Source organism: Brevundimonas sp. SORGH_AS_0993 (genome assembly GCF_030818545.1).
GTDB lineage: Bacteria > Pseudomonadota > Alphaproteobacteria > Caulobacterales > Caulobacteraceae > Brevundimonas.
On sequence record NZ_JAUTAH010000001.1, the window covers coordinates 1,128,641 to 1,143,231 of the forward strand.

Annotated in this window: 7 protein-coding genes; 1 reads left to right on the forward strand and 6 read right to left on the reverse strand. The window is 65.0% G+C overall.

Features of this window, described 5'->3' with window-relative positions; genetic code table 11:
• Positions 1–28: 28 nt before the first annotated feature.
• The 4 genes from tuf to rpsL all read right to left on the reverse strand — a co-directional run bounded on the left by tuf (position 29) and on the right by rpsL (position 4,470).
• Positions 29–1,219 (reverse strand): elongation factor Tu, encoded by a 1,191-nt coding sequence (tuf, locus tag QE389_RS05670; RefSeq protein WP_307365289.1) that lies wholly within the window; start codon positions 1,217–1,219, stop codon positions 29–31.
• A gap of 107 nt (positions 1,220–1,326) precedes the next feature.
• Positions 1,327–3,405, reverse strand: coding sequence for an elongation factor G (gene fusA, locus QE389_RS05675; protein ID WP_307365291.1), 2,079 nt, complete (start codon positions 3,403–3,405; stop codon positions 1,327–1,329).
• A gap of 135 nt (positions 3,406–3,540) precedes the next feature.
• A complete protein-coding gene (gene rpsG, locus QE389_RS05680) occupies positions 3,541–4,014 on the reverse strand; it encodes a 30S ribosomal protein S7 (protein WP_166623005.1) in 474 nt (157 codons plus the stop codon).
• Between the two features lie 81 nt (positions 4,015–4,095).
• The gene (gene rpsL, locus QE389_RS05685) at positions 4,096–4,470 is read right to left on the reverse strand and encodes a 30S ribosomal protein S12 (protein ID WP_021697983.1); all 375 of its coding nucleotides are present in this window, start codon (positions 4,468–4,470) and stop codon (positions 4,096–4,098) included.
• A gap of 367 nt (positions 4,471–4,837) precedes the next feature.
• Here rpsL and QE389_RS05690 point away from each other — a divergent pair, with 367 nt between their 5' ends.
• Positions 4,838–5,653 (forward strand): hypothetical protein, encoded by an 816-nt coding sequence (locus QE389_RS05690; protein WP_307365301.1) that lies wholly within the window; start codon positions 4,838–4,840, stop codon positions 5,651–5,653.
• Positions 5,654–5,921: 268 nt separating this feature from the next.
• Here the strand turns inward: QE389_RS05690 and rpoC are convergent, their stop codons facing one another.
• Positions 5,922–10,118, reverse strand: coding sequence for a DNA-directed RNA polymerase subunit beta' (gene rpoC / locus QE389_RS05695; RefSeq protein WP_307365304.1), 4,197 nt, complete (start codon positions 10,116–10,118; stop codon positions 5,922–5,924).
• Between the two features lie 142 nt (positions 10,119–10,260).
• Positions 10,261–14,376, reverse strand: coding sequence for a DNA-directed RNA polymerase subunit beta (gene rpoB, locus QE389_RS05700; protein ID WP_307365307.1), 4,116 nt, complete (start codon positions 14,374–14,376; stop codon positions 10,261–10,263).
• Between the last annotated feature and the right edge of the window lie 215 nt (positions 14,377–14,591).

Consider the following 14,591-nt stretch of genomic DNA (forward strand, 5'->3'; position numbering starts at 1 on the left):
GCGAAGCGCGTTAGCCCGGAGAGAAGCCTTACTCGACGATCTTGGCGACGACGCCGGCGCCGACGGTGCGGCCGCCTTCACGGATGGCGAAGCGCAGGCCCTGGTCCATGGCGATCGGCGTGATCAGCTCGACGTTCAGCTCGGCGTTGTCGCCCGGCATGATCATCTCGACGCCTTCCTTCAGATGCACGATCCCCGTCACGTCGGTCGTGCGGAAGTAGAACTGAGGACGGTAGTTCGTGAAGAACGGCGTGTGGCGGCCGCCTTCTTCCTTCGTCAGGATGTAGGCTTCGGCCAGGAACTTGGTGTGCGGCGTGATCGAACCCGGCTTGCACAGAACCTGACCGCGCTCGACGTCTTCACGCTTGGTGCCGCGCAGCAGAACGCCCACGTTGTCGCCCGCCTCGCCCTGGTCCAGCAGCTTGCGGAACATTTCCACGCCCGTGCAGGTCGTCTTCTGCACCGGACGGATGCCCACGATCTCCACTTCCTCGCCGACCTTGACCACGCCCTTCTCGACCCGACCCGTCACCACGGTGCCGCGGCCCGAGATCGAGAACACGTCTTCGACCGGCATCAGGAACGGCTGGTCCACCGGACGCGCCGGTTGCGGGATGTAGGCGTCGACCGTTTCCATCAGGGCCAGAACGCGCTGTTCGCCGATCTCCGGGTTCACGCCGTCGGTCGCGGCCTTGGCCGAGCCCTTGGTGATCGGAATGTCGTCGCCCGGGAACTGGTACGACGAGAGCAGCTCGCGCACTTCCATCTCGACCAGTTCCAGCAGCTCTTCGTCGTCGACCAGGTCGACCTTGTTCATGAAGACCACCAGGGCCGGAACGCCGACCTGACGAGCCAGAAGAATGTGCTCGCGCGTCTGCGGCATCGGGCCGTCGGCGGCCGAAACAACCAGGATCGCGCCGTCCATCTGCGCCGCGCCCGTGATCATGTTCTTCACATAGTCGGCGTGGCCGGGGCAGTCGACGTGCGCATAGTGACGGTTCGCCGTCTCATACTCGACGTGCGCCGTGTTGATCGTGATGCCCCGCGCCTTCTCTTCCGGCGCCGCGTCGATGTCGGCGTAGTTCATCGCCTTCGCGCCACCCGCCTTCGCCAGCGTCATCGTGATCGCAGCCGTCAGCGTCGTCTTGCCGTGGTCAACGTGACCAATCGTGCCGATGTTGCAGTGCGGCTTCGTGCGTTCGAACTTTTCCTTGGCCATTTTCTAGCTCCTAGGTCCCCGAACCGGGGTTCCTGTGGTTTGGGGTTAAGGACGCCCGGTCCTTGCGGTCCGGGCGTATTTGGGTGGATTTTCCCGAAAGGGAAGGTTTAGGCGTACTTCTTGATCACTTCGTCGGCGACGTGTTGCGGCACCGGCTCGTAGTGGTCGTATTGCATGGTGAACTGGGCGCGGCCCTGCGACATGCCGCGCAGCGTGTTCACATAGCCGAACATGTTGGCCAGCGGCACGAAGGCGTTCACGACGGTGGCGTTGCCGCGCATGTCCTGACCCTGGATCATGCCGCGACGACCGTTCAGGTCGCCGATCACCGAACCCAGATACTCTTCCGGGGTCACGACCTCGACGGCCATGATCGGTTCCAGCAGCTTGGGGCCGCCCTTCTCGCGCAGTTCCTTGAAGGCCGCGCGCGAAGCGATTTCGAACGCCAGGACCGAGGAGTCGACGTCGTGGAAGGCGCCGTCCACCAGGGTGGCCTTGACGTCGATGACCGGGAAGCCGGCCAGCAGGCCATTGTCCTTGGCCGACTTCAGGCCCTTTTCGACGCCCGGGATGTATTCCTTGGGCACCGCGCCGCCGACGATGGCGGATTCGAAGACGAAGTCCGAACCCGGCTCGCCCGGCTCGAACACCAGCTTGACGCGGGCGAACTGACCCGTACCGCCGGTCTGCTTCTTGTGGGTGTAGTCGATCTCGGCCTTGCGGCTGATGGATTCGCGATAGGCGACCTGCGGCGCGCCGATGTTGGCCTCGACCTTATAGGTGCGCTTCAGGATGTCGATCTTGATGTCCAGATGCAGCTCGCCCATGCCCTTCAGGATCGTCTGGCCCGACTCGTGGTCGGTCGAGACGGTGAAGGACGGGTCTTCCGAGGCCAGCTTGGCCAGGGCGACGCCCAGCTTTTCCTGGTCCGCCTTGGACTTCGGCTCGACGGCGATTTCGATCACCGGGGCCGGGAATTCCATGCGCTCCAGGATGACCGGCGACTTGATCGGGTCGCACAGGGTGTCGCCGGTGCGGGTGTCCTTCAGGCCGGCCAGGGCGACGATGTCGCCGGCGTAGGCTTCCTTGATGTCCTCGCGGTTGTTGGAGTGCATCAGCAGCATACGGCCGACGCGCTCCTTCTTGTCGCGTGTCGAGTTCAGCAGGCCCATGCCCGTTTCCATCTTGCCCGAATACAGGCGGCAGAAGGTCAGCGAGCCGACGAAGGGGTCGTCCATGATCTTGAACGCCAGGACCGACAGGGGCTCGTCGTCCGAAGCCTTGCGCACGACCGGCTCTTCGGTCTTGAAGTCGATGCCTTGGGTCGGCGGGATGTCCACCGGCGAGGGCAGGTAGTCGACCACGGCGTCCAGCAGGGTCTGCACGCCCTTGTTCTTGAAGGCCGAGCCGCACAGGATCGGATAGAAGGCGCCGGTCAGAACGGCCTTGCGGATGCACTTCTTGATGGTTTCTTCCGAAGGCTCGTTGCCCTCCAGGTAAGCCTCCATCGCCTCGTCATCCAGCTCGACGGCGTTGTCGATCAGGTACTGGCGGGCTTCATTGGCCTTGTCGACCAGATCGGCGGGGATTTCTTCGTCGCGGAAGGAGGCGCCCAGGCCGTCGTTGTCCCAGACCACGGCCTTCATGCGGACCAGGTCGACCAGACCCTTCAGGTTCGACTCGGCGCCGATCGGGAACTGGATCGGCACAGCCTTGGCGCCCAGGCGGTCACGGATCGATTCCACCGACTTGTCGAAGTCGGCGCCGATCTTGTCCATCTTGTTGACGAAGACGATGCGCGGCACCGAATATTTGTCGGCCTGGCGCCAGACGGTTTCGGTCTGCGGCTCGACGCCGGCGTTGCCGTCAAGCACCGTCACGGCGCCGTCGAGCACGCGCAGCGAACGCTCGACCTCGATGGTGAAGTCGACGTGGCCGGGGGTGTCGATGATGTTGAGGCGCTTCTCTTTCCAGAAGGCGGTCGTCGCGGCGGACGTGATGGTGATGCCGCGTTCCTGCTCCTGGTCCATCCAGTCCATGGTGGCGGCGCCGTCGTGCACTTCGCCGATCTTGTGCGACTTGCCGGTGTAATACAGAATCCGCTCGGTCGTCGTGGTCTTGCCCGCGTCGATGTGGGCCATGATGCCGAAGTTGCGGTAGTCTTCGATTTTATGTGTGCGGGGCATTGGAGCGTCCCTTGGGGGCTTCGGACGCCGAAAGCGCCCATCGGAATGTCGGATAAGACGGCGCGGGCGATTTAGCTCAAACCGCCCGCGCCGGATAGTCTCAGATAGTCACCGCAGTTGGCGGTTTTAAGACGCTTACCAGCGGTAGTGGCTGAAGGCGCGGTTCGCTTCGGCCATCTTGTGGGTGTCTTCGCGCTTCTTGACCGCGGTGCCGCGGTTGTTCGAGGCGTCCAGCAGCTCGGCGGCCAGCTTCTCGGTCATGGTGTTCTCGCCGCGCTTGCGGGCGGCGTTGACCAGCCAGCGGATGGCCAGGGCGCGACGACGATCCGGACGGACCTCGACCGGCACCTGATAGGTGGCGCCGCCGACGCGACGCGAACGGACTTCGACCGCCGGGGCGACGTTGTCGAGCGCGGAATGGAAGGTCTCGACCGCGGTCTGGTCCTTCTTCTTCTCGGCCAGGATGTCGAAGGCGCCATAGACGATGTTTTCGGCGACGGCCTTCTTACCTTCGTACATGACGTAGTTCATGAACTTGGTGACGATCAGGTCCCCGAACTTGGGATCCGGCAGAACTTCACGCTTCTGGGCGCGGTGACGACGCGACATGGGTTATTCCTTGCAGTGCCCGGCCGACGCCGGGAAGATCTCGAAAAGGCGACCGGGCGCGACGGCCCGGACGCAAAGGGCTTACTTCGGACGCTTGGCGCCGTAGTGCGAACGGCGTTGCTTGCGGTCCTTGACGCCTTGGGTGTCCAGAACGCCGCGCAGGATGTGGTAGCGCACGCCGGGCAAGTCCTTCACGCGGCCGCCGCGGATCAGAACGACCGAGTGTTCCTGCAGGTTGTGGCCTTCGCCGGGGATGTAGCACACGGCTTCGTAGCCGTTCTTGGCCAGGCGGACCTTGGCGACCTTACGCAGAGCCGAGTTCGGCTTCTTGGGGGTGGTGGTGTAGACACGGGTGCAGACGCCGCGACGCTGGGGCGAACCCTCCAGGGCCGGAACCTTGTTGCGGACGGGCTTGGGCTTGCGCGGCTTGCGGATCAGTTGGTTGATCGTAGGCATTGAGACAGGTCTCGACTTCTATTGGGGGGCGTGTGTCTTTCGACCGAGGCGCCCCACGCCTTCTTTTGTGAACGAGGGACCATTCCCCCGCCCGGGTGTCATCGAGACTGAGCGCGACCGCCCAAACAGAAAAACCGGAACGCGCGCTTCGGGCGTTCCGGCGGCGCACAGGCCGTCCGTTCGATTGTCACGATCTCAGCGACCGGCGAACCGGCCACGCCTCGAAAGTGCGCGGCTTCTACGCGCGATAGGGCCGAAGGTCAAGACGCGCCTGCCCGCCGGTCCCTCCGCCGCGAAGCGAGCGCGGCCCCGCCCGAAAGCCGCCACGCTTCTCTTACAACTTGCACGCTGCAGGGGGAGGCAAACTGTGCGGGTATCACGATCCGACGGCCCGGACTGGCGCGGCAAGGTTGGACTGGCGGGCCTGTCGGTCGCGTTCAACGCCGCCCTGGTCGCCGCCCTGTCCTACGCCGCCCTGGGGTTCGAGGAACGGGTCTGGGTCGAGGACGAGCCGACCATTCTGCTGGATATTCAGCCCCGCCGTCTCCTGCCCGACGAGCGCCCGCGCCCGCCCGTCGTCGCCCCGCCTCAGGCTCAGCCGAACGTGGCGCGTTCCGACGCGGCCGACCGGCGCACGCCGATTACGTCGGCCGCGCCTGGGGCCGTCGATCAGCCGGCGCCGCTGCGACCGCGTCTGGCCGCGCCCGCCCCCGTCAATGCGCCGTCACCGCCAGGCGACGCCTGGCGGGTCGATCCCGCAGACCGTCAGGCCGCCATGGCCCGCGCCTTGCGGCAGGGGCTGACGGGTTGCGCCTCGCCGGAATTGCTGAACGACGCGGAACGACGCCGCTGCCGTGACGACTTCGGCCGCCGCGCCGCCGCCGCCCCGCCGATTCATGGAACCGGAAATCCCGAACGCGACGCGCGTTTCGCGCGCGAAGGCGCGCGTCGCCTGGCGGAATGGGAGATGATGAACCGCCCCCTGTCCGGCGGCGTCGGCGTGGTCGGTCCTGCGGACTGCGTCGGCTCAAACTTCGGCACAGGCTGCGCCGGGGCCCAGTTGAACCCGTCCCTGGCGCCGGATTCGACGCGAAACATCCAAACCCGACGCGACGGCCACCGGGCGAGCGGCGCGCCGATCACCCCAGGCGCGGCGGCCCCGATGGAGCGGTGGAAGGACTAGAGTCGACCGCAATCGATTTATCACCGTCATTCCCGGGCGTCCAAAGGACGAACCCGGAACCCGGAGGCGGGCATCCAGCGCCGAATGCATCCAGAGAAACGAATGCGGCCCTTGCTGCCGGGTTCTTCGCTCCGCTCAACCCCAGACTGACGAGCCGGGATGTCGATCAACTGAATGTCGCTTGAACCCGGAAAGAAAAAGGGCGGCCCCGTCGCCGGCGCCGCCCTTTTCAACCCTTGTCATCCCGGACCTGATCCGGGGCGGGAGATCAGACTTCGCTGCTCTCCAGCTCCAGTTGCAGATCGGCCGGCAGGGGCTCGATCGCCTCTTCGCGGGCCTGCGTCAGTTCGGCGTCACGCTCGTTGGCGATCTTCTGCAGCGAGCGCAGATAGGCGCCCGTGCCCGCCGGGATCAGGCGGCCGACGATGACGTTTTCCTTCAGACCTTCCAGCATGTCCTTCTTGCCGTGGACCGAGGCGTCGGTCAGGACGCGCGTGGTTTCCTGGAAAGACGCCGCCGAGATGAAACTGCGCGTTTGCAGCGACGCCTTGGTGATGCCCAGCAGAACCGGCTGGGTGGTGGCCAGACGACCGCCGCGCTTCTCGACCTTGGCGTTCTCCAGCACGGCTTCCGCCACCTCGACCGTGTCGCCACGGATCAGGGTGGTTTCACCGGCGTCGATTACCTCGACCTTTTGCAGCATCTGACGCACGATGACTTCAATGTGCTTGTCGTTGATCGGCACGCCCTGCAGGCGATAGACCTCCTGCACCTCGTTCACCAGATATTCGGCCAGCGCCTCGACGCCCTGGATGCGCAGCAGATCGTGCGGATCCGGGTTGCCGTCGATGATGTAGTCGCCCTTCTGGATCAGATCGCCGTCGTGGACGGAGATGTGCTTGCCCTTGGGGATCAGGAACTCGACGGGTTCACCCTGAACGCCATCGGCGTTGGGCTCCGGCGTGATCTTGATGCGGCGCTTGTTCTTGTAGTCGCGGCCGAATTCGACGCGACCGTCCATCTCGGCGATGACGGCGCAGTCCTTCGGACGACGCGCTTCGAACAGTTCGGCGACGCGCGGCAGACCGCCGGTGATGTCGCGGGTCTTGGCGCCTTCGGTCGGAACGCGGGCGATAATCTCACCCGGCTTGACCTCGTCGCCGTTCGCCACGGACAAAACCGCGCCGACGGGCAGCAGGTAACGGGCGTCGGAGCCCGAGGCCAGCTTGGCGTAGGCGTCGCCCAGGGTGACGCCCATGGCCGGACGCAGATCCGAGCCGCGCGGGCTGGCGCGCCAGTCGGAGACCACGCGCTGGGCGATGCCCGTCGCTTCATCGGTCTCTTCCTTGACGGACAGACCCTCGACCAGGTCCTCGAAGCGCACGACGCCGCCCACTTCCGTCAGGATCGGGGTGGTGTAGGGGTCCCACTCCGCCAGGCGTTGGCCCTTCTTCACTTCGCCGCCGTCCTTGACGCGGATGCGGGCGCCATACGGGGCCTTGTGCGTCTCGCGGTCCTTGCCGTCCACGACCACGGTGACGACGACGTTGCGGCTCATGGCCACCAGGTCGCCGTGCGCCGCGACGACGGTGGGGCCGGTGATCTTGGCCGTACCGGCGTTGGTCGCCTCCATGAAGGAGGTTTCCGCCACCTGGGCCGTGCCGCCGATGTGGAAGGTCCGCATCGTCAGCTGGGTGCCCGGCTCGCCGATCGACTGGGCGGCGATGACGCCGACCGCTTCGCCGATGTTGACGTTGGTGCCGCGCGCCAGGTCACGACCGTAGCAGTGGGCGCAGATGCCCGCTTCGGCTTCGCAGGTCAGGGCCGAACGCACCTTGACCGATTGGACGCCGGCGGCCTCGACGGCCTCGACGACTTCCTCGACCAGATAGGTGTCGGCAGGGAACAGGACGGTGTCCGTACCCGGCTCCTTGATGTCCTCGGCCGCATAACGGCCCAGGATGCGCTGGCCCAGCGAGACCAGGACGTCGCCGCCCTCCATCACCGCGCGCAGGGTGATGCCGCGGGTCGAACCGCAGTCCTGCTCGGTGACGATGGAGTCCTGCGCCACATCCACCAGACGGCGGGTCAGATAGCCCGAGTTGGCGGTCTTCAGCGCGGTGTCGGCCAGACCCTTGCGGGCGCCGTGGGTCGAGTTGAAGTATTCGAGGACGGTCAGACCTTCCTTGAAGTTCGAGGTGATCGGCGTCTCGATGATCTCGCCCGAGGGCTTGGCCATCAGGCCGCGCATGCCGCCCAGTTGCTTCATCTGGGCCTGCGAACCGCGGGCGCCGGAGTTGGCCATCATATAGACCGAGTTGATGTCGGGGTTCTCGCCCTCGATCAGAACGCGCGGCTGCGCGATCTCACCCATCATGGCGTCGGCGATCCGGTCCGTGGCCTTGGCCCAGGCGTCGACGACCTTGTTGTACTTCTCGCCGCGCGTGATCAGGCCGTCGGCGTACTGTTGCTCGTACTCCTCGACCTGGGCGCGGGTTTCGGCGACCAGTTCGACCTTCTTGGCCGGGATCACGATATCGTCCTTGCCGAACGAGATGCCCGCCTTGGCGGCTTCGCGGAAGCCCAGGCCCATCATCTGGTCGGCGAAGATGACCGTCGCCTTCTGACCGCAGTGGCGATAGACCACGTCGATCAGGTTCCCGATCTCCTTCTTGGTCAGGTTCTTTTCGAGCAGGCGATAGCCGACGTTCGGATTGCGCGGCAGCAGGGCCGCCAGCTTCATACGGCCGGGCGTGGTGTCGATGACCTTCGTCACCTCCTTGCCCTCGGCGTCTTGTTCGGTCCAGCGCGCCTTGATGCGCGTGTGCAGGGTCACGACCTTGGCGTCCAGCGCCGCGTCGATCTCGCCGATGTTGGCGAACAGCTTGCCCTCGCCGGGCTCGCCGTCCTTGACCAGCGACAGATAGTACAGACCCAGGACGATGTCCTGCGACGGCACGATGATCGGCTTGCCGTTGGCGGGCGACAGGATGTTGTTCGTCGACATCATCAGGACGCGCGCTTCCAACTGGGCCTCGAGGCTCAGCGGAACGTGAACGGCCATCTGATCGCCGTCGAAGTCGGCGTTGAAGGCGGTGCAGACCAGCGGGTGCAGGCGGATGGCCTTGCCCTCGATCAGCTTCGGCTCGAACGCCTGGATGCCCAGACGGTGCAGCGTCGGCGCGCGGTTCAGCAGAACCGGGTGCTCGCGGATGACCTCGTCCAGGATGTCCCAGACGGCGGGCTGCTCGCGCTCGACCATGCGCTTGGACTGTTTGACCGTGCCCGACAGGCCCTTGGCGTCAAGGCGCGCATAGATGAACGGCTTGAACAGCTCTAGAGCCATCTTCTTGGGCAGGCCGCACTCGTGCAGCTTCAGTTCCGGTCCCACGGTGATGACCGAACGGCCCGAATAGTCGACGCGCTTGCCCAGCAGGTTCTGACGGAAGCGACCCTGCTTGCCCTTCAGCATGTCGGCCAGCGACTTCAGCGGACGCTTGTTGGCGCCGGTGATGACGCGACCGCGACGGCCGTTGTCGAACAGGGCGTCGACGGATTCCTGCAGCATCCGCTTTTCGTTACGGATGATGATGTCCGGCGCCCGCAGCTCCATCAGGCGCTTCAGGCGGTTGTTCCGGTTGATGACCCGGCGATACAGGTCGTTCAGGTCGGACGTGGCGAAACGGCCGCCGTCCAGCGGCACCAGAGGACGCAGTTCCGGCGGGATGACCGGCACGATGGTCAGGATCATCCACTCGGGCTTGTTGCCCGATTCCAGGAAGGCCTCGATCAGCTTCAGGCGCTTGGACGCCTTCTTGGCCTTCATTTCCGAGGGATTGTCGGCCAGTTCGCCGCGGTGCTTCTCGGCCTCGGCGTGCAGGTCGATGCCCATCAGCAGGTTGCGGACGGCCTCGGCGCCGATTTCGGCCGTGAAGCCGTCGTCGCCGTACTCTTCCTGATAGCGATAGAACTCGTCTTCCGTCAGCAGCTGGTTCTGCTTCAGCGGGGTCAGGCCCGGCTCGGTGACGATGTAGTTTTCGAAATACAGAACGCGCTCGACGTCCTTCAGCGCCATGTCCAGCATCAGGGAGATGCGGCTGGGCAGCGACTTCAGGAACCAGATGTGGGCGACCGGGGCGGCCAGGTCGATGTGGCCCATCCGCTCGCGGCGAACGCGGGCCAGGGTGACTTCGACGCCGCACTTCTCGCAGATGATGCCCTTGTACTTCATGCGCTTGTACTTGCCGCACAGGCATTCGTAATCCTTGGTCGGGCCAAAGATACGCGCGCAGAACAGGCCGTCACGTTCGGGCTTGAACGTGCGGTAGTTGATGGTTTCCGGCTTCTTGATCTCGCCGAACGACCACGACCGGATCTTCTCCGGCGAGGCCAGGGCGATCTTGATCTGGTCGAAGGTCGGCGTGACCGGGACCGGGTTGAAGATGTTCAGGACTTCCTGGTTCATCTTGGTTTCCTTGCTGCGGTTTGAGACCGCGAAAAACTTAGTGGCGAGTGGCGAGTGGTTAGTGGCGAGTAAGAAGGGCGATCACGGCGCGGAATCTCTTCACTCGCCACTCGTTACTCGCCACTCTGAGGCGCTACGCGCCTCAGCTGTTCTCCAGCTCCACGTTCAGACCCAGCGAACGCATTTCCTTGATGAGCACGTTGAAGCTCTCGGGAATGCCGGCCTCGAAGCTGTCGTCGCCGCGGACGATGGCCTCGTAGACCTTGGTCCGGCCGGCCACGTCGTCGGACTTCACCGTCAGCATCTCCTGCAGGGTGTAGGCGGCGCCGTAGGCTTCCAGAGCCCAGACCTCCATTTCCCCGAAGCGCTGACCGCCGAACTGCGCCTTGCCGCCCAGCGGCTGCTGAGTGACCAGCGAGTACGGGCCGATCGAACGGGCGTGGATCTTGTCGTCGACCAGGTGGTGCAGCTTCAGCATGTAGATGTAGCCGACCGTGACCGGACGCTTGAACTGCTCGCCGGTCTGACCGTCGTACAGGATCGACTGGGCCGACTTGTTCAGCCCCGCCTCTTCCAGCAGGCGTTCGATGTCGCCGATGTGCGCGCCGTCGAAGACCGGGGTCGCAAAGGGCACGCCCTTGGACAGGTTCTTCGCCAGTTCGATCAGTTCTTCCTCATCCTGCGGCAGAGGGGTTTCCTCGCCGTAGATATGCGTCAGACGATCGATCAGCGCCTGCTTCTGACCACCCGCTTGCCAGGCTTCCAGCAGACCGGAGATCTGCTTGCCCAGACCGGCGGCGGCCCAACCCAGGTGGGTTTCGAAGATCTGGCCGATGTTCATGCGCGACGGCACGCCCAGCGGGTTCAGAACGACGTCGACGTGGGTGCCGTCTTCCAGGTGCGGCATGTCCTCGATCGGCAGGATCTTGGAGATGACGCCCTTGTTGCCGTGACGGCCGGCCATCTTGTCGCCGGGCTGAAGCTTGCGCTTCACGGCCACGAAGACCTTGACCATCTTCATCACGCCGGGGGGCAGTTCGTCGCCGCGTTGCAGCTTCTCGACCTTGTCTTCGAAACGACGGTCCAGTTGCTTGCGGGCGTCTTCGAACTGGCGCTTCATCGCCTCCAGCTCGCCCATGGCCTTTTCGTCGTCCAGGGCGATCTGCCACCACAGACCCCGGCTGACCTCGGCCAGCTTCTCTTCGGTCAGTTCGCCACGGCCGATGCCCTTGGGCCCCGACACGGCGTTCTTGCCCAGGATCAGCGGCTTCAGGCGGCCATAGACGTTGCGCTCCAGGATCTTGAGCTCATCGTCGCGGTCCTTGCCCAGACGTTCGATTTCGGCGCGTTCGATCGCCATGGCGCGCTCGTCCTTGTCGACGCCGTGACGGTTGAAGACGCGAACGTCGACGATCGTGCCGGCGACGCCGGGCGGCAGGCGCAGGGAGGTGTCGCGCACGTCCGAAGCCTTCTCGCCGAAGATGGCGCGCAGCAGCTTCTCTTCCGGCGTCATCGGGCTTTCGCCCTTCGGCGTCACCTTGCCGACCAGGATGTCGCCCGGCTGGACCTCGGCGCCGATGGCCACGATGCCAGCTTCGTCGAGGTTGCGCAGGGCTTCCTCGCCGACGTTGGGGATGTCGCGGGTGATTTCTTCCGGGCCCAACTTCGTATCACGCGCCATCACTTCGAACTCTTCGAGGTGGATGGAGGTGAAGACATCGTCGCGCACGATACGCTCGGAGATCAGGATGGAGTCTTCGAAGTTGTAGCCGTTCCAGGGCATGAAGGCGACCAGGGCGTTGCGGCCCAGCGCCAGTTCGCCCAGGTCCGTCGACGGGCCGTCGGCGATGACATCGCCGGCCTTGACCTGGTCGCCCACGCGCACGATCGGGCGCTGGTTGATGCAGGTCGACTGGTTCGAACGCTGGAACTTCGACAGGCGATAGATGTCGACGCCCGAGCGGGCCGCATCCACGTCGCCGGTGGCGCGCACGACGATCCGGGTGCCGTCGATCTGTTCGACGACGCCGTCACGACGGGCGACCACGACGGCGCCGGAGTCCACGGCGACGACCGCTTCCATGCCGGTGCCGACCAGCGGCGCGTCCGACTGCACCAGCGGCACGGCCTGACGTTGCATGTTCGCGCCCATCAGCGCGCGGTTGGCGTCGTCGTTTTCCAGGAAGGGGATCAGGGCGGCGGCGACCGAAACGACCTGTTTCGGCGACACGTCCATCATGTCCACAGCGTCCTTGTTCAGGAGCTGGGATTCACCGTTGATCCGGCCGGGGACCAGTTCTTCGACGATCTGGCCGTTCTTCAGTTCGATGTTGGCCTGGGCGATCGTGTATTTCGACTCTTCCATGGCCGAGATGTAGACCACCTCGCCCTGGGCCTGGCCGTCCTTCACGCGACGATACGGGCTCTCGATGAAGCCGTACTTGTTGACGCGGGCGTGGGTGGCCAGCGAGTTGATCAGACCGATGTTCGGGCCTTCCGGCGTTTCGATCGGGCAGATGCGGCCGTAGTGGGTCGGGTGGACGTCGCGAACTTCGAAGCCCGCGCGCTCGCGCGTCAGACCGCCCGGGCCAAGCGCCGACAGACGACGCTTGTGGGTGATTTCCGACAGCGGGTTCGTCTGGTCCATGAACTGGGACAGCTGCGACGAACCGAAGAACTCGCGCACGGCGGCGGCGGCCGGCTTGGCGTTGATCAGGTCGTGCGGCATGACCGTGTCGATATCGACCGAGGACATGCGTTCCTTGATGGCGCGCTCCATCCGCAGCAGACCGACGCGGTACTGGTTTTCCAGCAGCTCGCCGACCGAACGGACCCGGCGGTTGCCCAGGTTGTCGATGTCGTCGATCTCGCCCCGGCCGTCCTTCAGGCCGACCAGGATCTGCAGCACCTTCAGCACGTCGTCCTTGCGCAGGACGCGGATCTCGTCGGAGACCTCGGGGGTCTCCAGACGCATGTTCATCTTGACCCGGCCGACGGCCGACAGATCATAGCGTTCGCTGTCGAAGAACAGCGAGTTGAACATGGCCTCGGCGGCTTCCGGGGTGGGCGGCTCGCCGGGACGCATCACGCGATAGACGTCGAACAGGGCGTCCTCGCGGTTGTCGTTCTTGTCCACGCGCAGGGTGTTGCGCATGTAGGCGCCGACTGTGACGTGGTCGATGTCCAGCACCTCGATGGTGGTGAAGCCGTTTTGCTCCAGCACTTCGATGGTCGGAACGTCCAGCTCGTCGCCGGCCTCGGCGAAGATTTCGCCGGTCTCGAAGTTGACGGCGTCGTTGGCCAGATACTTCGTCACCAGGGCGTCGGCGGCCAGCGACAGCGAGGTGGTGGTTTCACCCAGCTTCTTGGCGGCGCGCGCGCTGATCTTCTGACCGGCCTGGGCCACCACCTCGCCGGTGTCGGCGTCGATCAGGTCGAACTCCGGCTTCACACCGCGCCAGCGTTCCGGCTTGTACGGCGTGACCCAGCCTTCGCCGCGCTTCTCGTAGGGCACGGTCTCGTAGAAGGTCTTCAGGATTTCCTCGCCGTCCATGCCCAGACCCATCAGGAAGGTCGTGGCCGGCAGCTTCCGGCGGCGGTCGATGCGCACATAGACCACGTCCTTGGCGTCGAACTCGAAGTCGAGCCACGAGCCGCGATAGGGGATGACGCGGGCGGCGAACAGCAGCTTGCCCGAAGAGTGCGTCTTGCCCTTGTCGTGGTCGAAGAAGACTCCCGGCGAACGGTGCATCTGCGAGACGATCACGCGCTCGGTGCCGTTGACGATGAAGGTGCCCTTGTCCGTCATGAGCGGGATGTCGCCCATGTAGACGTCCTGCTCCTTGATGTCCTTGACCGAACGGGCTCCCGTTTCCTCGTCGGTTTCGAACACGATCAGGCGCAGCTTGACCTTCAGCGGCGCGGCGAAGGTCATGTCGCGCTGGATGCACTCCTCGACGTCGTACTTCGGATCCTCGAACTCGTACGAGACGTATTCCAGGATCGCGCGTTCGTTGAAGTCCTTGATCGGGAAGACCGACTTGAAGACCGCCTCGATGCCCTGCTCCTTGCGCTGGCCCGGACGGACCTCGCGCTGCAGGAACTGCTCGTAGGAGGCGCGCTGAACCTCGATCAGGTTCGGCATCTGCACGGCCTCGGGAATGCGCCCGAAGGATTTGCGGATGCGCTTCTTACCGGTGAACGAGGTGGCGGAGGCGATCTGACCGGGAATGGCGAGATCGTGGGAGGCGTCGGTCATTCAGTGTTTCCCATGCGCACGACCCGGGAAAGCCGTGCGTGAAATGCAGCAGCCACGGCCCGCCTTTTCAGCGTCCGCAGCCAGTTTTTCGGCGTCCACCCTCGGTCCGCTGCCGGACCAGGACGCCTGAAATGGACCGGCTCCCTGGGAAGGAGCCGCGCCTTCGCTCCGGTCGGAGGGCGACGGACCGGGCCTCGGCGCTTGCGCGCAGACTC

Excerpts from the sequence above, each read along its gene's own strand:
- tuf (WP_307365289.1), bottom strand. The coding sequence starts at position 1,219 with ATGGCCAAGGAAAAGTTCGAACGCACGAAGCCGCACTGCAACATCGGC.
- fusA (WP_307365291.1), bottom strand. The coding sequence starts at position 3,405 with ATGCCCCGCACACATAAAATCGAAGACTACCGCAACTTCGGCATCATG.
- rpsG (WP_166623005.1), bottom strand. The coding sequence starts at position 4,014 with ATGTCGCGTCGTCACCGCGCCCAGAAGCGTGAAGTTCTGCCGGATCCC.
- rpsL (WP_021697983.1), bottom strand. The coding sequence starts at position 4,470 with ATGCCTACGATCAACCAACTGATCCGCAAGCCGCGCAAGCCCAAGCCC.
- rpoC (WP_307365304.1), bottom strand. The coding sequence starts at position 10,118 with ATGAACCAGGAAGTCCTGAACATCTTCAACCCGGTCCCGGTCACGCCG.
- rpoB (WP_307365307.1), bottom strand. The coding sequence starts at position 14,376 with ATGACCGACGCCTCCCACGATCTCGCCATTCCCGGTCAGATCGCCTCC.